The organism is Bacillus sp. LH1 (assembly GCF_057924895.1).
The window spans coordinates 4,872,677-4,890,075 of record NZ_CM175007.1 but is presented as its reverse complement, the minus strand read 5'-3'; the positions used below and the strand labels follow the sequence as shown (position 1 = coordinate 4,890,075).

18 protein-coding genes are annotated in these 17,399 nt (G+C 36.7%); 15 read left to right on the top strand and 3 right to left on the bottom strand.

Annotated features, from left to right (window positions below):
- Positions 1 to 76: 76 nt before the first annotated feature.
- Positions 77 to 259: a hypothetical protein gene (locus ACX9TM_RS25410; protein ID WP_017674523.1), complete on the top strand. Its 183-nt coding sequence runs from the start codon at positions 77 to 79 to the stop codon at positions 257 to 259.
- Between the two features lie 27 nt (positions 260 to 286).
- Here ACX9TM_RS25410 and ACX9TM_RS25405 read toward each other — a convergent pair whose 3' ends face one another.
- Positions 287 to 1,045 (bottom strand): TrmB family transcriptional regulator, encoded by a 759-nt coding sequence (locus tag ACX9TM_RS25405; RefSeq protein WP_016125651.1) that lies wholly within the window; start codon positions 1,043 to 1,045, stop codon positions 287 to 289.
- 186 nt (positions 1,046 to 1,231) lie between these two features.
- On the opposite strand from ACX9TM_RS25405, the gene ACX9TM_RS25400 reads away from it, so the two are divergent.
- The 4 genes from ACX9TM_RS25400 to ACX9TM_RS25385 all read left to right on the top strand — a co-directional run bounded on the left by ACX9TM_RS25400 (position 1,232) and on the right by ACX9TM_RS25385 (position 5,135).
- Positions 1,232 to 3,232 carry a methyl-accepting chemotaxis protein gene (locus tag ACX9TM_RS25400; RefSeq protein ID WP_065381823.1) on the top strand — a complete coding sequence of 667 codons (2,001 nt, stop codon included), beginning with the start codon at positions 1,232 to 1,234 and terminating at the stop codon, positions 3,230 to 3,232.
- Positions 3,233 to 3,309: 77 nt separating this feature from the next.
- Positions 3,310 to 3,612, top strand: coding sequence for an MTH1187 family thiamine-binding protein (locus ACX9TM_RS25395; protein WP_001018860.1), 303 nt, complete (start codon positions 3,310 to 3,312; stop codon positions 3,610 to 3,612).
- 48 nt (positions 3,613 to 3,660) lie between these two features.
- The gene (locus ACX9TM_RS25390) at positions 3,661 to 3,906 is read left to right on the top strand and encodes a YusU family protein (RefSeq protein WP_001290594.1); all 246 of its coding nucleotides are present in this window, start codon (positions 3,661 to 3,663) and stop codon (positions 3,904 to 3,906) included.
- A gap of 311 nt (positions 3,907 to 4,217) precedes the next feature.
- Positions 4,218 to 5,135, top strand: coding sequence for a proline dehydrogenase family protein (locus ACX9TM_RS25385; RefSeq protein WP_000436783.1), 918 nt, complete (start codon positions 4,218 to 4,220; stop codon positions 5,133 to 5,135).
- 22 nt (positions 5,136 to 5,157) lie between these two features.
- Here ACX9TM_RS25385 and ACX9TM_RS25380 read toward each other — a convergent pair whose 3' ends face one another.
- Together ACX9TM_RS25380 and ACX9TM_RS25375 are read right to left on the bottom strand one after the other, a co-directional pair.
- The gene (locus ACX9TM_RS25380) at positions 5,158 to 5,997 is read right to left on the bottom strand and encodes a D-alanyl-D-alanine carboxypeptidase family protein (RefSeq protein ID WP_000831462.1); all 840 of its coding nucleotides are present in this window, start codon (positions 5,995 to 5,997) and stop codon (positions 5,158 to 5,160) included.
- An 87-nt stretch (positions 5,998 to 6,084) separates the two neighbouring features.
- Positions 6,085 to 6,231, bottom strand: coding sequence for a YuzL family protein (locus ACX9TM_RS25375; protein ID WP_001096344.1), 147 nt, complete (start codon positions 6,229 to 6,231; stop codon positions 6,085 to 6,087).
- Positions 6,232 to 6,468: 237 nt separating this feature from the next.
- On the opposite strand from ACX9TM_RS25375, the gene ACX9TM_RS25370 reads away from it, so the two are divergent.
- From ACX9TM_RS25370 to ACX9TM_RS25325, 10 genes are all read left to right on the top strand, one after another.
- The gene (locus tag ACX9TM_RS25370) at positions 6,469 to 8,850 is read left to right on the top strand and encodes a 3-hydroxyacyl-CoA dehydrogenase/enoyl-CoA hydratase family protein (RefSeq protein WP_000486377.1); all 2,382 of its coding nucleotides are present in this window, start codon (positions 6,469 to 6,471) and stop codon (positions 8,848 to 8,850) included.
- A gap of 21 nt (positions 8,851 to 8,871) precedes the next feature.
- Positions 8,872 to 10,044 carry an acetyl-CoA C-acetyltransferase gene (locus tag ACX9TM_RS25365; RefSeq protein WP_001206324.1) on the top strand — a complete coding sequence of 391 codons (1,173 nt, stop codon included), beginning with the start codon at positions 8,872 to 8,874 and terminating at the stop codon, positions 10,042 to 10,044.
- Between the two features lie 138 nt (positions 10,045 to 10,182).
- Positions 10,183 to 11,967 (top strand): acyl-CoA dehydrogenase FadE, encoded by a 1,785-nt coding sequence (locus tag ACX9TM_RS25360; RefSeq protein ID WP_000416282.1) that lies wholly within the window; start codon positions 10,183 to 10,185, stop codon positions 11,965 to 11,967.
- A 138-nt stretch (positions 11,968 to 12,105) separates the two neighbouring features.
- A complete protein-coding gene (locus ACX9TM_RS25355) occupies positions 12,106 to 12,828 on the top strand; it encodes an MBL fold metallo-hydrolase (protein WP_063220575.1) in 723 nt (240 codons plus the stop codon).
- Between the two features lie 3 nt (positions 12,829 to 12,831).
- Entirely contained in the window at positions 12,832 to 13,380 is a 549-nt protein-coding gene (locus tag ACX9TM_RS25350; RefSeq protein WP_000074933.1) for a TetR/AcrR family transcriptional regulator, read from the top strand.
- Between the two features lie 466 nt (positions 13,381 to 13,846).
- Positions 13,847 to 14,560, top strand: coding sequence for a CPBP family intramembrane glutamic endopeptidase (locus tag ACX9TM_RS25345; protein ID WP_065381817.1), 714 nt, complete (start codon positions 13,847 to 13,849; stop codon positions 14,558 to 14,560).
- A gap of 143 nt (positions 14,561 to 14,703) precedes the next feature.
- On the top strand, positions 14,704 to 14,889 hold the full coding sequence (locus tag ACX9TM_RS25340) for a hypothetical protein (RefSeq protein ID WP_001180555.1): 186 nt from the start codon (positions 14,704 to 14,706) through the stop codon (positions 14,887 to 14,889).
- A 13-nt stretch (positions 14,890 to 14,902) separates the two neighbouring features.
- Positions 14,903 to 15,151 (top strand): spore coat protein, encoded by a 249-nt coding sequence (locus tag ACX9TM_RS25335; RefSeq protein ID WP_001002981.1) that lies wholly within the window; start codon positions 14,903 to 14,905, stop codon positions 15,149 to 15,151.
- A gap of 245 nt (positions 15,152 to 15,396) precedes the next feature.
- Positions 15,397 to 16,347, top strand: a complete 951-nt coding sequence (locus ACX9TM_RS25330) for an L-lactate dehydrogenase (protein ID WP_000820649.1) — start codon at positions 15,397 to 15,399, stop codon at positions 16,345 to 16,347.
- A 22-nt stretch (positions 16,348 to 16,369) separates the two neighbouring features.
- Positions 16,370 to 17,383: a PTS sugar transporter subunit IIC gene (locus ACX9TM_RS25325; RefSeq protein WP_000666172.1), complete on the top strand. Its 1,014-nt coding sequence runs from the start codon at positions 16,370 to 16,372 to the stop codon at positions 17,381 to 17,383.
- Positions 17,384 to 17,399: the final 16 nt, after the last annotated feature.

Here is a 17,399-nt window from a genome sequence, read left to right as displayed (position 1 = left end):
TTCTTTTTTTATTTGTAAAAAATTGCAGGTTTTAGTAAGAATATGGAGAATTGGTATATAGCGAGGTGATGGGAAAATGGTGTTTAATTTCTCGATATTCGGTATAATACTTACACTATTACCGATAGTTGTAGCTGTTTTTGTATTAGGCTGGATTCGTTGCATCTATCAAAATTCAGAGAAACAAGTGGAGCAAAATGAGAAAATCATTGAGCTGTTGATGGAGATAAAGGAACAAAATAAAAAGGAGTCTAAGTGAAAAATTAGACTCCTTTTTATTATTTAATTAGTATCTCAACTTCATCAACAAACTCTTAATTTCATCATCTTCCATAAAGAGATCGTGGTGCTTCTGGGTGATCTTTGCAAGTGCAACGTCGTGATAGAAAAATTCTGTAAAGAACTTTACGAAAGGTTGTGACATTGTTTTCATCGCTTGCCATGACTCTTGTTCTACGCCAGCAAATAAAATTTCACGATCGTCAACGATAAGTAGCAAGTAGCGCTCTAATGCATTAGGTTCTTCAGCTGGGATTAGAAAATGCATGTTTTCTAAGTCTGTTTCTACTTCTCCAACAATAAGGGATTCAATTTGAACACCTTGTTTTGCTTTTTGTTCTAGTAAAGGGAGATATTCTAAAAGAGTATCATTCCAAGCTGAAATACGGATTGATTCTTGTGCACTTTCAATGAGTTCTTTACTTTGAACTCGAATAGAAGATTGCATTTTTAAGCTCCACACACGGTCATCTGTAAATGATTTTTTTGATATATTTGTTTCCAGTTCTTTAATATTTGATTGGAATTCTGTCGTTAATTTTTCAATTGCTAGTTTTAGTGGTAATGCTGTATACAATTTTTTCTTTTCTGAAACAGAATCCATTACCATTCCTTTATCGATTAGGCGTGCTAGTACTTCATATATTTTTGCTTTTGGAACACCTGAATGCTTCACAATTGTTGTAGCATCTAATGGTTCATTGCTTGATACGACAACTTCATAAGCTTGGCTTTCATATTGTGAGAAACCGAATTTTTGTAACATAGTTCCCTCCGAACGAATGAGATTATATTTTAAGGATAATGAACTATTTGTTTTTGCACAAGTGGTAGTCCGTTTTCTAATTGTATTAAGGTGAGAATTAATTTCAATTTTTTAATTTTATCTATTATACTTAATATAATGATTAATAAGATTTTAATTTAATACGAAGGGGATGCTTTGGGGAAAATGTTAAGAAGTTTACGTTTAAAAATTGCGGTAGTGTTTTCAGTACTTATTTCTATGATGTTCGTAATATTGGGTACAGCTGTGTATCAATTACAGAAAGAAAAGGAAGTGCGCTCCTTAGACGAGTATTCTCAAAATGCGATGGATCTTGTGACAGAGCAACTTACGACATTTGTTCAAAGAACGGATGAAGATATGGGGTATTACGCGAACAGTGAGATGATTCGTAATATACTTCAAGGTGGGGTTACTCCAGAAGAGGAAGCGTTTTTAACGAAAGAGTTTGCGGAGTATAAAAAGAATCATCCTGGTATTTTAGATTTATATATTGGTACGAAAGATAAAAAAACATTAAGTGCCAATCTTGCTGAAGGTGGGCAAGTGCCAGAAGGATATGATCCAACGACAAGACCATGGTATAAAGATTCAGAGGCTGATGTAAAAAAGGTCCATTGGGGACAACCTTCTTATGAAATTGCAACAGGAAAGTTAAGTGTAGGTGTTTCTAAAGCAATTACAGCTCAAGATGGGTCTGTATTAGGCGTTGTTGCGATGGATGTATCGCTTGGGACGATTCAGAAGTTGCTTCACAATATTCAATACAATAATGACGGAGAAATGTTTATTATAAATGATAAAAATATGGCTCTTGTTTATCCAGAAAAGATAGGAAAAGATGTTTCTAAAGAACCACTTATAAAGAGCTTAAATAAAGAGGGAACAAAATATGCGGTCACTACAATAAAAGGTGAAGATGTAGTTGTTTACAGTCAATCATTTGATACGATGAAATGGACGATAGGAATCTTTTATCCGAAAGAAACGATCGATGGGCTATTAAATAGTACGAGAAATACAGTTATTATAATGGCATGTATTAGTTTATTAGTTGGAATCGTAGCTTCCTACTTGTTCTCAAGAAGATTAGCAAGACCACTGCAACTATTAAAGAATCACGTGCAAAAAGTAGCAGAAGGCGATTTAACGCTGCGAATGAAAGTGACAAGTAAAGATGAAGTTGGAGAGTTGACTAAGCACTTTAATGATATGGTTGAACAAATGAATGAAATGGTAAGTAAAATTAAAAACAGCGTATCAACGGTGCAACAATCAACGAATAGTTTACATTATTTAACGAACGAAACAGTAGCGGCTAGTAGAGAAGTTTCAGGAGCGATGGATGATGTGAGCGGAGGAGCTTCTACTCTTGCGAATAGTGTGGATGAAGTTTCAGCTCAGCTCGAGAATATGGCGGAGTCAGTAGAACAAATGAATAGCTCCGTTGGTGAAATAAAAGGAGTGGCTGGCAAAGCGGAAGAGGCATCTAAGCAAGGATTAAATACAATGAGGAATTTAATCCGTACGAGGGGACAATCATCTTCGATTGTTGTTCATACAGAAGAAGCATCGGATAAGTTAGAACAAAGAGTTGGATCGATTCAAAATGTTGTTGAGCTTATAAAAGGCATTTCGGATCAAACAAATTTACTTGCTTTAAATGCATCGATTGAAGCTGCCCGTGCAGGTGAGCAAGGTAAGGGATTTGCGGTTGTTGCTGAAGAGGTTCGGAAATTAGCGGAACAATCAAAAGAGGCAACCGGAGAAATCACAATGATGATTGGTGATGTACAATTAGAAGTAAAAAGGGTTGTAGAAGTTGTAAGTAAATTGAAAGACATTGCAGATGTGCAAAATAAAGTGACGTCAGAGGCGGAAATGGAGTTCCGTACAATTATGTCAGTTGTAAATACGATTAGTACTTCAGTTGAAAAAATTGTAGAAGAGGTACATAACATAGGTTATGAGCAAGGGGAAATTACAGCGGTAATGCATACAATTGCTGGTACGAGTCAAGAAAGTGCAGCTGTTTCTGAAGAGGTACATGCTGCAACGGAATCACAGGTGAATCATTTAGAAAAGGTAGCTCACACGATGGAAAGTTTGACAGAACATATGAGAGATTTAGAAAGATTAGTCGAGCAGTTTAAAGTGGAAGAGTAACATATTAGTAAAATGATGAGGATTTCGGTAAAATAGACAATGGATATATAAGAAACGATTATAGGAGGAAGACTACTATGGCAATTGTTGATGTATCGATTATTCCAGTAGGAACAGGTAATCCAAGTGTTAGTGAATATGTAGCAGAAGTACAAAAGGTGCTAGAGAAAAATGCGGATCGCGTGAAGTATCAATTAACACCGATGAATACAATTATTGAAGGAGATCTTCCTGTCATTCTAGAAGTAATACAACAAATGCATGAAGTTCCATATACGAAAGGTGCACAGCGTGTTGCAACAACTATTCGTATTGATGATCGTCGTGATAAAGTAAGCACAATGGAGAAAAAATTAAACTCTGTTCGATCAAAATTATAAGAAAAAGCAGCGATCTTCGCTGCTTTTTTCATATAGGAGGTAAATAAAATGAGTGAAAAGTTTAACGAGCAGTTTGATGGTTTACTGGAGAAATATACTGAGCTGTTACTTGGAGAGAGCAATGAAGAGAGAAAAGAACAGGTACAGAAGTGGGCACTGTATTCTTACATAGCTAAGACGATGCCAGCTTTAGTAAAGCATTGGAATGAAACTTATCCAGATGCGAAAGAAGAGATGGTACAGTTAATTACAGATATTAAAAGGCTGAATGAAGAGAAGCGAAATGAGCAATAAAAAAACTTGAGGTAAATATAATCGCAAGTTTTCTGTATTAATATCCTTATATAATTTACATGGAATATAAAGGATTTTATAGGCATGTCGAATATTTTCGACATGCCTATTTTATGCCTATTAAACTCCATTTTTCTAAATGTCGAAAAATATTTCGGGTATATTTATAAGCAGAAATATAGGTTTTTAAATGTTTTTATAGTATTTTATAAATTATCTAAATAATTATTTGTATCCAATAATTTTAAACAATGATATAATTTTGAAGAGGGGTAAAAAACAGATAAATTACAGTCATAGGGGTGAATTACATGGAACAATTAATGCGAAATTCGTTTCTTTTCTTATCTAAAAATAAAGCGCTAACAAAACTGGCTAAAAAGTACGGTTTACGCTTTGGTGCAGGTCGCTTCGTCGCAGGGGAGACGATTGAATTAGCGACAGCTGCCATTCAACAATTAAATAAGCAAGGTCTTTGTGTAACAATCGATTATTTAGGTGAATTCGTTGATAATGAAGCGGAAGCAAATGAAATGGCTAACCAATCGATTGAAGCGATCCGTGCAATTGGAAGAGAAGGTCTTGATTCGCAGCTTTCTTTAAAGATGACTTCTATGGGATTAGATATCTCTGATGAAATCGTAATGAACAATATGCGCCGTATTTTAGAAGCTGCAAAAGAAAATGGTGTGTTCGTTACAATTGATATGGAAGATTATACACGCTGCGGTAAAACAATTGATATCTTTAAACAATTAAAATCTGAGTACGATAATATTGGTACTGTTATTCAAGCTTACCTATATCGTACAGAAAAAGATATTGAGGATTTAAATGCTTATAAACCTAATTTACGTCTTGTAAAAGGAGCTTATAAAGAACCTGAAGAAGTGGCGTTCCCGGACAAGAAAGATGTAGATGACAATTATAAAAAGATTATTAAAATGCACTTATTAAATGGAAATTATACTGCAATTGCTTCACATGACGAAGCAATTATTGAATATACAAAAAAACTTGCTGAAGAACATAATATTCCAAGGGATCAATTTGAATTCCAAATGTTATATGGTATTCGTAATGAGCGTCAACTTGAGCTAGTAAAAGAAGGTTACAAAATGCGTGTTTACGTACCTTATGGAAACGATTGGTATGGATATTTCATGCGCCGTCTAGCAGAGCGTCCAGCAAACGTTGCGTTCGTATTAAAAGGTATGGTTAAAAAATAACCAAGGAGAAAATACTCCTTGGTTATTTTAATTGCTGAAATGCATAATGTGCCATTTTCTTCGTATCAGGATATAGTTGCGCGCGAGTAGAAGATAATACGACGTTAATGACGCGTTTACCGTCTTTTTCATCCACTGTTACGACTGTATATTTGCCAAGTGCTGATAGACCGCTTTTACTTCCAATCGCATATGGATCGTCATATAGTTCTTCTCGTCCGTAGTTTGCGATGTTTGGAGAGCGTTCTGAAGTATGTAGAGTTGTACGTGTTGAATTCATATATTCTAAAACAACTGGATACTTTAATGCTTCTTTCGTAATAATAGCAATGTCATATGGCGATACTTTATTTCCAAGTGCATCAGCACCACTTGCGTTCTTGAAAGTCGCATGCTTTGTACCGAGTTCCTTCGCTCTAGCATTCATCATTTTCACAAATTCATTTTTTGATCCTGCAATATGTTCTGCGATGGATTCAGCTATTGGATCTGCACTAATGATAAGCATCAGTTTTAATGCTTCATCACGTTTTAACTTTTCCCCAGCACGAAGTTTAATTTTCTTACTTTGACTTTCTGTTTTAATTGCGTTTTCTGTAACTGTAATTTCTTCATCTTCTTTTACATTCTCTAGTAAAAGAAGGGTTGTCATCATTTTGGCTATACTAGCCGGATAAGAGCGTTCGTCTTCGCGTTTTCCATACAAAACTTCACCTGTGTCTGCATCGATTGTAACTCCATATTGCCCAGTAATATTAGGTTGATCAGCTCTTACAGCTTGTTGCCTTTGTGCATAAGAGAAGAAAATCATCCCTGTAAATAGTGTGGCAATCATTACAATCATAACTATTGTTCGTTTCATTATAATTCCCTCATTTGTTACAAATAAATTGGGCAGAAAAAGCAGCCATTAATCATTATGCCACGTTCTCTGCCCAAAAATATAGCGTTATTTTTCGCCCATATTATGCTTTTTATATTGTTGGTTATTACCTTGGCGTCCTTTTTCAACACCGTGATTATGTGGACCTGCGTTTCCAGTTACACTAGCTGCACTAATTCCAGCCTTTGAAGGGTTCTTCTTAAGTTTTGCCATATATATTCCTCCAGTTTCGTCAGATTATAAAAAGGAAAAGTGCATTTAAACAAAGAAAATACACATGTATAGCATAGCCAAATGAAAGAAAAATATTTATTTCAGAAAATTTTATCAATAAATATATTGCGAAAATTTAAACAGTATCATATATTTATTAGTAGAGGCTCACTCATTGATTGCGACTTATGTCGAAAAATTGAATGAGCATTCATTCAAGAATAGGGGGAGAATTGGATGTTCCAAATTAAAAAGGCTGCTGTTCTAGGTTCAGGCGTAATGGGTTCGGGAATTGCGGCACACTTAGCTAATATTGGTATTCCGACATTATTACTTGATATTGTACCACCTGCGCTTACGAAAGAAGAAGAAGCGAAGGGACTTACATTAGAACATAAAAGTGTGAGAAATCGTTTTAGTAATACGGCTGTGCAAAAACTATTAAAGCAAAAACCAGCTCCTCTGACAGTGAAAGGAAATTTAGCACTGATTGAAGCAGGTAATTTAGAAGATGACCTTGAGCGTCTAGCTGATGTAGATTGGATTATTGAAGTAGTAGTTGAAAACTTAGATATTAAAAAGAAACTATTTGAAAAAGTAGATGCGGTTCGTAAACCGGGTTCTATCGTAAGCTCGAATACGTCAGGTATTTCAGTTGAAAAAATGGCAGAAGGTCGTTCAGACGACTTCCAGAAACACTTCTTAGGCACACACTTTTTTAACCCACCACGATATTTAAAACTTCTAGAGGTAATACCGACGAAAGAAACAGATCCACAAGTATTAAGCTTCATGAAACTATTTGGCGAAGACGTTCTTGGAAAAGGCGTTGTTATCGCAAAAGATACACCAAACTTTATTGGAAACCGCATCGGTACGTACGGTTTACTTGTTACTCTTCAAGAGATGGTAAAACGCGGCTATAGCATTGGGGAAGTTGATTCTGTAACAGGCCCACTTATTGGTCGTCCGAAGAGCGCAACGTTCCGCACATTAGATGTTGTCGGTTTAGATACATTCGTACACGTTGCAAATAACGTATATGAAAATGTGCAAGAAGAAGAGCGTGATGTATTTAAAGTACCAGCTTTCATGCATGACATGCTGGAGAAAAAATGGCTTGGAAGTAAAACGGGTCAAGGCTTCTTCTTAAAACAAGGAAAAGAAATTTTAGAATTAAATCCTGAAACGATGGAATACGAAGCGCGTAAAAAATTAAAAGCTGCATCCGTAGAGTTAAGTAAACAAGAAAAAGGATTAGCGAATAAATTGAAAGCGCTTGTATACGCAAAAGACCGTGCAGGAGAGTTATTATGGAACATCATTACACCAACTCTTTTATACTCTGCAAAACTTCATAAAGAAATTGCTGACGATATCGTTGCAATTGACCAAGCGATGAAGTGGGGCTTTGGATGGGAGCAAGGGCCATTTGAAGTGTGGGATGCAATCGGCGTTGAAAAATCTGTTCAAAAGATGGAAGAAAACGGCGTAGTTGTTCCTACTTGGGTGAAAGAAATGTTAGAGAAAGGTTTCACTACTTTCTATAAACATGATAACGGCGATAGCTACTATTACGATAATGGCGAATATAAGCTAATCGAGCGTAATAAAAAAGCAATTTCTCTTAAGCAATTAAAAGCGAAAAATGGTGTATTAAAGAAAAATAGCGGAGCGAGCTTAATTGATTTAGGCGACGGCATCCTTTGCTTAGAGTTCCATTCGAAGAGCAATGCAATCGGTATGGATATTACGCAAATGATTAACTACGCTGTTGATGAAGTAGAAAAGAATTATAAAGGTCTTGTTATCGGTAACCAATCGAAGAACTTCTGCGTTGGTGCGAACCTAGCAATGATCTTAATGGAAGCACAAGACGACAACTACTTTGAAATTGAGTTAGTTGTGAAAAACTTCCAAGATGCAATGACGAAAATTAAGTACTCTTCTAAGCCAGTTGTAGCAGCACCATATGGTATGACGCTTGGCGGAGGTACAGAAGTTTGCTTACCAGCAGCGAGCATTCAAGCTTCTAGTGAAACGTATATGGGCTTAGTAGAAGTTGGTGTTGGCTTAATCCCTGGCGGAGGCGGTAATAAAGAGCTATACATTAAACACTTAAACAAAATGGCAAACGGTGTAGAGTTTGATCTGCAAAAAGTTGCAAATAAAGTGTTCGAAACAGTCGCAATGGCGAAAGTTTCAACTTCAGGACAAGAAGCAGTTTCTCATAACTTCTTAGGTGATAAAGATGGTATTAGTGTGAATGGTGATCACTTACTATACGATGCGAAACAGAAAGCACTTGCTTTATATGAAGCTGGTTACAAAGCGCCAATCCGCAAAAAGATACCAGTTGTTGGGGAAACAGGATATGCAACTCTTGCACTTGGTGCAGAAGCAATGCATTTATCTGGTTACATTTCAGAGTATGACCTTCACATTGCGAAGAAACTTGCATATGTCATTGCGGGCGGAAAAGTACCGTACGGAACAGAAGTTGATGAGCAATATTTATTAGATGTAGAACGTGAAGCATTTATTAGCTTAGTAAGTGAGATGAAATCACAAGCAAGAATGCAGCACATGCTTGTAAAAGGAAAGCCATTACGTAACTAATAACGAGGGGAGATATCGTTCATGAGAGAAGCTGTCATTGTTGCGGGAGCAAGAACACCAATTGGAAAGGCAAAGAGGGGTTCATTAAAAACAGTTCGTCCTGACGATCTAGGGGCGTTAGTAGTAAAGGAAACGTTAAAGCGTGCGAATTATGAAGGACCAATCGATGATTTAATTTTCGGTTGTGCGATGCCAGAAGCAGAGCAAGGTTTAAATATGGCTCGTAATATCGGCGGATTAGCAGGACTTTCTTACGATGTTCCAGCTATTACGATTAACCGTTACTGTTCTTCAGGTTTACAAAGTATCGCTTACGGAGCAGAGCGTATTATGCTTGGTCACTCTGAAGCTGTATTATCAGGCGGAGCAGAATCAATGAGTTTAGTTCCAATGATGGGACACGTTGTTCGTCCGAATAGTCGCCTTGTAGAAGCCGCTCCAGAATATTATATGGGTATGGGACATACAGCAGAGCAAGTTGCTGTGAAATATGGAATTTCTCGTGAAGAGCAAGATGCATTTGCAGTAAGAAGTCATCAACGTGCTGCAAAAGCATTAGCTGCAGGAAACTTTGCTGATGAAACAGTACCTGTAGATGTGACGTTACGCTCGGTTGGATCAAACAATAAACTGCAAGAAGAAACAATCACTTTCGCACAAGACGAAGGTGTAAGAGCAGAGACGACGCTAGACATTTTAGGGAAATTACGTCCAGCATTTAACGTTCGCGGTTCTGTAACAGCTGGTAACTCTTCACAAATGAGTGACGGTGCAGCATCTGTACTATTAATGGATCGCGAAAAAGCAGTGAGCGATGGCATGAAGCCACTTGCGAAATTCCGTTCATTTGCAGTAGCTGGCGTACCACCAGAAGTAATGGGAATCGGCCCAATCGCTGCAATTCCAAAAGCGCTAAAACTAGCTGGCTTAGAGCTATCTGATATTGGCTTATTTGAACTAAATGAAGCATTCGCTTCTCAATCAATTCAAGTTATTCGTGAACTTGGTTTAGATGAAGAAAAAGTAAACGTAAACGGTGGTGCAATCGCACTTGGACATCCACTTGGCTGTACAGGAGCAAAACTAACACTATCTCTTATTCACGAAATGAAACGCCGCAACGAACAATTCGGTATCGTAACAATGTGTATCGGCGGCGGAATGGGAGCAGCGGGAGTATTTGAATTACTATAAAAAGTGGAAGCGGCTCGCTCAGAACGAGACGACGCTAAAGCAAAGAATGGAAGCAACAAAGGTTTATAAAAAAAGGGAGAGCCAGCTTCTTTCAAAAAGAGAGAGGCGGCTCATGAAAATATGAAGGAGGAAATTTTCATGGAAAAAACAGTAGGAAATGCGGTTAAAGGCGGTAGCTTTTTAGTAGATGAGATTACGATTGATCAAGTGTTTACGCCAGAAGATTTTTCATCTGAGCATAAAATGATTGCAAAAACGACAGAGGACTTTATTGTAAATGAAGTTCTTCCAGAGCTTGAATATTTAGAGCAACATGAGTTTGATCGTTCAGTTCGTCTTTTAAAAGAAGCTGGGGAACTTGGTTTATTAGGCGCTGACGTACCAGAAGAGTACGGCGGAATTGGTCTTGATAAAGTAAGCTCAGCGTTAATCGCAGAGAAATTCTCTCGCGCTGGTGGCTTTGCAATTACTCACGGTGCTCACGTAGGTATCGGATCTTTACCAATCGTATTATTCGGTAACGAAGAGCAAAAGAAAAAGTATTTACCATTACTTGCAACTGGTGAAAAATTAGCTGCATACGCATTAACAGAGCCAGGTTCAGGATCTGACGCATTAGGTGCAAAAACAACTGCACGTTTAAATGCAGAAGGTACACATTACGTATTAAACGGTGAAAAACAGTGGATTACAAACTCTGCATTCGCTGACGTATTTATTGTATATGCAAAAATCGATGGAGAGCACTTCTCAGCATTTATCGTAGAGAAAGACTACGCTGGCGTATCTACAAGCCCAGAAGAAAAGAAAATGGGTATTAAATGTTCTTCAACTCGTACGTTAATTTTAGAAGATGCGTTAGTACCGAAAGAAAACTTACTTGGTGAAATCGGTAAAGGTCATATTATCGCATTCAACATTTTAAATATCGGTCGTTATAAATTAGGTGTTGGTACAGTTGGATCTGCGAAACGTGCAGTAGAAATTTCAGCACAATATGCAAACCAACGTCAACAGTTCAAACAACCAATCGCTCGCTTCCCATTAATTCAAGAGAAACTTGCGAATATGGCAGCAAAAACATATGCAGCTGAAAGCTCTGTATATCGTACAGTAGGTTTATTCGAAAGCCGCATGAGCACATTATCTGAAGAAGAAGTAAAAGATGGTAAAGCAGTAGCAGCTTCTATCGCTGAATATGCAATCGAGTGCTCTTTAAACAAAGTATTCGGTTCTGAAGTATTAGACTATACAGTAGATGAAGGTGTTCAAATTCACGGTGGTTACGGATTTATGGCAGAGTACGAGATTGAAAGAATGTACCGTGATTCTCGTATTAACCGTATTTTCGAAGGAACGAACGAAATTAACCGCCTAATCGTACCAGGTACGTTCTTACGTAAAGCGATGAAAGGTGAATTACCACTTCTTCAAAAAGCACAAAAATTACAAGAAGAGTTAATGATGATGATGCCAGAAGAAGTAGGCGATGAGCCATTAGCACTTCAAAAGTATTTAGTAACTAATGCGAAGAAAATCGGCTTAATGGTAGCTGGATTAGCGGCTCAAAAATACGGTAAAGCATTAGATAAAGAGCAAGAAATTCTTGTAAATATCGCTGACATCGTAAGCAATCTATACGCAATGGAATCAGCTGTTCTTCGTACAGAAAAAGCAATCAAAACAACTGGTCTTGAAAAGAATAAACAAAAAGTGTTATACACTGAAGTATTCTGCCAAGAAGCATTTAACGAAATCGAAGCAGATGCGAAAGAAACACTTATCGCAGTTGAAAACGGCGACATGCTGCGCATGATGTTATCATCATTACGTAAATTAACTCGCCACACACCACTTAACGTAATTCCGAAGAAACGTGAAATCGCTGCGAAAATTTTAGAAGATGAGCGTTACACAGTTTAATATCTTTAAAGAACAGTAGTCGTTTATACGGCTACTGTTCTTTTTTTTGAAAAAAAGAAATTTTTAGTGACATAAAACTAATACCATTAGTATAATAAAACTAATGGTATTAGTTTTCGTGAAAAGGGAGATGGGACTATGAGGATGATACATGAAAAAACGTTATATCAATTGTCATTTTTGCCAAGAGCGTTTCCTGTAAATTGTTACTTTGTAGAGGAAGAAGATGGTTTAACTTTAATTGATGCGGCTTTGCCATATAGCGCAAAAGGTATTTTACAGGCGGCTGAGAAAATAGGAAAACCAATTACTAAAATTGTATTAACACATGCGCATGATGATCACATTGGTGCATTAGACGCATTAAAGGAAGTACTTCCTCATGTTCCAGTCTATATTTCTAAGCGGGACGGAAAGCTGTTAGAAGGAGATACGACGTTACAAAAGGATGAACCGAATATACCGATAAAAGGCGGTGTACCTAAAAAATTAAAAACGGTACCTGATGTTTTATTGGGAGATGGAGACCGAGTTGGATCGCTTCTTGCGATTATGACACCGGGACATACGCCGGGCTCCATGTCGTTTCTTGATGTAAGAAATAAAGCTCTTATTGTTGGGGATGCATTTCAAACAAGAGGAGGTATGGCCGTTTCGGGACAAATAAAATTTTGGTTTCCGTTTCCGGCGATGGCAACGTGGAGCAAAGAAATATCATTACAAAGTGCACAGAAGCTAAGCGAATATGAGCCTTCCTTGCTTGCAGCAGGGCACGGAAAAATGATAAAGGATCCAGGGGCTGTCATAGAGCTTGCTATTAAGGAAGCGAAGCGGAATATAGAAAGTAAGAAAGAGGGTTAATTTATGTCACCGAGAATCGGACTTACATTACAGAAAATTGTAGAAACAGCTGCAGAAATTGCAGATACAAATGGAATACAAGAAGTAACGTTAGCTTCATTAGCGCAAAGATTAGGGATACGTTCGCCCTCACTATATAATCATGTAAAAGGGTTACAAGATGTACGGAAACATCTTGGTATTTACGGAATAAAACATCTGCATAACAAACTGGAAGAAGCAGCCGAGGATAAACGTATGGATGAAGCAATTCATGCATTAGGAGAAGCATATGTAGCATTTGTCCGAAAACATCCTGGACTATATGAAGCAACTTTTTTACGAGATGAAGAAGTAAGAAAAGCAGGTGACGGAATTGTAAAGCTTTGTCTTCAGGTTTTACAACAGTACGGCTTAGAAGGAGAGAATGCACTTCATGCGACACGCGGATTCAGAAGTATTTGTCATGGATTTGCTTCGATTGAACAACAGGGCGGATTTGGTTTGCCGTTAGATTTAGATATAAGTTTACATGTATTGTTGGAAACGTTTATTAAAGGGTTACGTGAATAAGAAGCGAGGCAAACAAAAACCTTAGAAGTGATTCTAAGGTTTTTTAGTGCATATAATTCGAAAAGAGCGGTAGGCTTTTTCTCATTACATGATATTATTTTACAGGTTTGAAAAATGTGTATATGGCTAAGAAAAAGCAAACGAAACTGAATACGGTAGGATCTTGATATGGACTAGGCTCAGAGCCCTTCTGGATTTCTGTAAGGAAGTCATGTGTTTTCATGTTCATTGCTCCTTTAACTAATAAAATTTATATGATGCGAGGGTTATGGTGGATAGATAAGAAATTTTTGGAATTTCATCTAATAATTATTATATAGTAATCTAATTCCAAAAACTATATAATACAAAGCTTTCATGATATGTAAAATTGCATATTATTCTTTTTGAAAAATTTGTTATATTATCTATATATTTGTATTAAAGGTTTTTTTGTTAAGGTAATGAAAACAAATGGAGGAATAGTATGAGAAAAACAGTATTAGAAGCGTATAATGCAGAAAGAGAAGTAGATAACATAACATATAAAAATCTAGTTGTAACGATTGCAAGCATTCTAGGGTTCTCACTCTTAGGGGGATTATTCCTTGCTTTAGCCCTTGGAATTTTTGGAGAAGAGGTATTACGTGCTAATTTAGAGGGATATTATTTACTTCTATTTGATGCAGCTGTTGTTACTATTGTTTTATTTGCGTATAAACCAGTGCTTCATTTTATTAAGAACATATGGGATGTATCTATTTTAAAAAATGGGAAAACCTACTTGTATTTATTAATAGGTTTTATCATCATTGCATTAACTCAGTATGTAATGTTAGAGTTGTTTAGCTTTGAAAGTGCAGAGCAGCAACGAGATCAATTAGGGAGCTTAGGACTTCAAAATAGTCTACAAAGTATTATATATGTGTTAAGTGTTGCTATAATTACACCAATTAAAGAAGAAATTTTATATAGAGGTATTTTGTATCGATTTTTTGAAAAGAAATATAGTTTTCTAGTTGGTATCATTATTTCTTCCTTTATCTTTGGGATTCTTCATGGTGGTTTTCCAGTTACGGCAATGATTATGGGGATTGTATTTGCTATGTTATATAAGAAAACACAATCTATTTTACCTAGCATCATTTTACATATTGTATGGAACCTACTTGTGAGTATAAGTATGATTGTTTCTTTATAAAATTGAATGAATATTTAGCATAAAAGATGAATGGCCTAGCTATTCATCTTTTATTTTGTTTATATGTAGGAAAAGTTGATGAATACAATCCAAAAAGAACCAAATACTAATGATGAATGAACAAAGAAAGGCGGGTATGTTATATGCAAAACTTAACAGAGCTTGAAGTAGAAAATTTACGTCATTTAATTGGTGGACACGCAACAATTATTAACAAGTTGGAGCAGTATGCACAGACGTGTACAGATCCACAACTGAAACAAATGCTACAAAAAGATGCGCAAGATGCACGAAATACGAAACAGCAATTAATGACTTTCCTAGGATAGGAGGAAGCGGAAAATGAATGAAAAAGATATGGTAAATGATTATTTAGCAGGATTAAATGCAAGTTTAACAAGCTATGCAAATTATATTGCTCAGTCTGATAATGAACAGTTACATCAAACGTTAATTCAAATTCGTAATCAAGACGAGGCGCGCCAACGTAATATGTATGAGTACGCAAAGCAAAAGAGTTATTACAAACCGGCAGCACCTGCTAATCCGATGATTGTACAGCAATTAAAAAGCCAATTAAGTGCGGAATAACAGGAAAAAGAAAACGAGCGAATTTATTCGCTCGTTTTCTTTTTGTATATGTCAATAAATACATAATAAATATTTTTCCAGTTGTAACAAATATGACGAAAATGGAATATGACAATTCACAAAAAGGACAAAAACTTTGTTCAACATTTCACAAAGTATCCATGGTTTCTATCGTGGGAACCTCTATAATTAAGAATGTAAAGAACAAAAGAAATAGATTATATGATCAATTAGGAGAGATTGCTATGAAAAGACATACAAGAAAAATTGCAATTATCGGTACTGGATTAGTTGGATCAAGTTGTGCGTATTCCATTGTAAATCAAGGGATTTGCGAAGAGCTATTATTAATTGATATAAATCATGAACGTGCAGTTGGGGAAGCAATGGATTTATCACATTGCATTAACTTTACAAATACAAGAACAAAAGTATATGCAGGAAGCTATGAAGACTGCAAAGATATGGACATTGTCATTATTACAGCAGGGCCAGCACCAAAACCAGGGCAAAGTCGCTTAGATACTTTAGGAGCGAGTGCGAAGATTATGGAAAGTGTTGTTGGTGGTGTAATGGCAAGTGGATTTGATGGTATTTTCTTACTTGCATCGAACCCAGTTGATATTATTACATATCAAGTGTGGAAATTATCTGGATTACCTAGAAATCGCGTAATCGGTACTGGTACATCACTAGATTCTTCTCGCTTAAGAACAATTTTATCTGAAATGCTACATGTAGATCCTCGTAGTATTCATGGGTATTCATTAGGAGAACATGGTGATTCTCAAATGGTTGCTTGGTCTCATGTAACTGTTGGTGGAAAGCCAATTCTGCAAATTTTAGAAGAACAAAAAGAGCGATTTGGTGAAATAGATTTAGATGAAATTGTTGAGAAGACTGCAAAAGCTGGCTGGGAAATTTATAAACGTAAAGGAACTACTTATTACGGGATTGGAAATTCTCTAGCATATATTGCGAGTTCAATCTTTAATGATGATCACCGTGTCATTGCTGTATCAGCCATTTTAGATGGTGAGTACGGTGAATATGATATTTGTACAGGAGTACCAGCTATTATTACTAGAGACGGTATAAGAGAAGTTGTAGAACTCAATTTAACAGAGGATGAAGAATCTCGATTCGCAAAATCAAACGATATTTTACGTGATTATATGAAAACAATTGGTTACTAACTTATAGGAGAAGGTGAAACAAATGAAGGAATATATAATGTCTCGTGTATTTAAAGCATCTGCTGGAATCGCACAAGGTATTTTCGTATCCCTCGGAATTGGTTTACTGATCGAAAATATAGGAAGAATTGTTGATATACCATTACTTATTACAATCGGAGTTGTTGCAAAATCACTAATGGCACCGGCAATTGGTGCTGGAATTGCTTTTATGCTCGGTGCAAACGGTCTTGTAATCTTCTCGGCGATGGTAGCCGGAGCGATTGGTGCCGGATCCATTTCGATTACTGAAGCTGGTCTAATTATTAAAACAGGTGAGCCAATCGGTGCATTATTAACAGCAACTTTAGCTGTATATATTGGTAAACGTTTAAGCGGAAAAACTGCGTTAGATATGATGCTCGTTCCATTTGCGGCCATATTAGGTTCTGGTTTAGTAGGCATTTGGTTATCTCATAATATTACTCCTGTTTTAAATGCAGTTGGAGCGTTTATTAAAGATAGCTCAGCTGGTAGCCCATTCATCGCTTCTATCGTCATTGCAGTAGTTTGGGGACTATTACTTATCTCTCCAGCTTCATCAGCTGCGTTAGCAATTGCACTTAGCTTAGACGGTGTTGCAGGTGGTGCAGCTCTTGCTGGATGCGTTGCTCAGTTTATCGGATTCTCTGTCATCTCAGCAAAAGAAAACAATTTAGGTGGCATATTAGCTCAAGCACTTTGTACTCCGAAAGTACAGTTACCAAATATCACTAAAAATCCAATGATTCTCGTCCCAACTGTCGTCGCCAGTGCTATAGTCGGTCCAGTATCAGCATTAATTTTCCAACTGGAAGCAGGAAAGGAAATTGCAGGTCTTGGATTAAGTTCTCTTATAGCACCAATTAATTTAATTTCCAGCCAAGGATGGGAAGTTCTCCCGGCGATGGTAATTACTTATATCGTCATTCCAGTAGCTGTTTCTTATATACTTTACATTGCTCTTAAAAAAGCAGGTCGTATTCATTCTGGTGATATGACTGTACCGCAATCTTAAATTGAAAATCTCCTTA

Coding starts and splice junctions, on each gene's coding strand:
- ACX9TM_RS25410 (WP_017674523.1), top strand. CDS start 77: ATGGTGTTTAATTTCTCGATATTCGGTATAATACTTACACTATTACCG.
- ACX9TM_RS25405 (WP_016125651.1), bottom strand. CDS start 1,045: ATGTTACAAAAATTCGGTTTCTCACAATATGAAAGCCAAGCTTATGAA.
- ACX9TM_RS25400 (WP_065381823.1), top strand. CDS start 1,232: ATGTTAAGAAGTTTACGTTTAAAAATTGCGGTAGTGTTTTCAGTACTT.
- ACX9TM_RS25395 (WP_001018860.1), top strand. CDS start 3,310: ATGGCAATTGTTGATGTATCGATTATTCCAGTAGGAACAGGTAATCCA.
- ACX9TM_RS25390 (WP_001290594.1), top strand. CDS start 3,661: ATGAGTGAAAAGTTTAACGAGCAGTTTGATGGTTTACTGGAGAAATAT.
- ACX9TM_RS25385 (WP_000436783.1), top strand. CDS start 4,218: ATGGAACAATTAATGCGAAATTCGTTTCTTTTCTTATCTAAAAATAAA.
- ACX9TM_RS25380 (WP_000831462.1), bottom strand. CDS start 5,997: ATGAAACGAACAATAGTTATGATTGTAATGATTGCCACACTATTTACA.
- ACX9TM_RS25375 (WP_001096344.1), bottom strand. CDS start 6,231: ATGGCAAAACTTAAGAAGAACCCTTCAAAGGCTGGAATTAGTGCAGCT.
- ACX9TM_RS25370 (WP_000486377.1), top strand. CDS start 6,469: ATGTTCCAAATTAAAAAGGCTGCTGTTCTAGGTTCAGGCGTAATGGGT.
- ACX9TM_RS25365 (WP_001206324.1), top strand. CDS start 8,872: ATGAGAGAAGCTGTCATTGTTGCGGGAGCAAGAACACCAATTGGAAAG.
- ACX9TM_RS25360 (WP_000416282.1), top strand. CDS start 10,183: ATGGAAAAAACAGTAGGAAATGCGGTTAAAGGCGGTAGCTTTTTAGTA.
- ACX9TM_RS25355 (WP_063220575.1), top strand. CDS start 12,106: ATGAGGATGATACATGAAAAAACGTTATATCAATTGTCATTTTTGCCA.
- ACX9TM_RS25350 (WP_000074933.1), top strand. CDS start 12,832: ATGTCACCGAGAATCGGACTTACATTACAGAAAATTGTAGAAACAGCT.
- ACX9TM_RS25345 (WP_065381817.1), top strand. CDS start 13,847: ATGAGAAAAACAGTATTAGAAGCGTATAATGCAGAAAGAGAAGTAGAT.
- ACX9TM_RS25340 (WP_001180555.1), top strand. CDS start 14,704: ATGCAAAACTTAACAGAGCTTGAAGTAGAAAATTTACGTCATTTAATT.
- ACX9TM_RS25335 (WP_001002981.1), top strand. CDS start 14,903: ATGAATGAAAAAGATATGGTAAATGATTATTTAGCAGGATTAAATGCA.
- ACX9TM_RS25330 (WP_000820649.1), top strand. CDS start 15,397: ATGAAAAGACATACAAGAAAAATTGCAATTATCGGTACTGGATTAGTT.
- ACX9TM_RS25325 (WP_000666172.1), top strand. CDS start 16,370: ATGAAGGAATATATAATGTCTCGTGTATTTAAAGCATCTGCTGGAATC.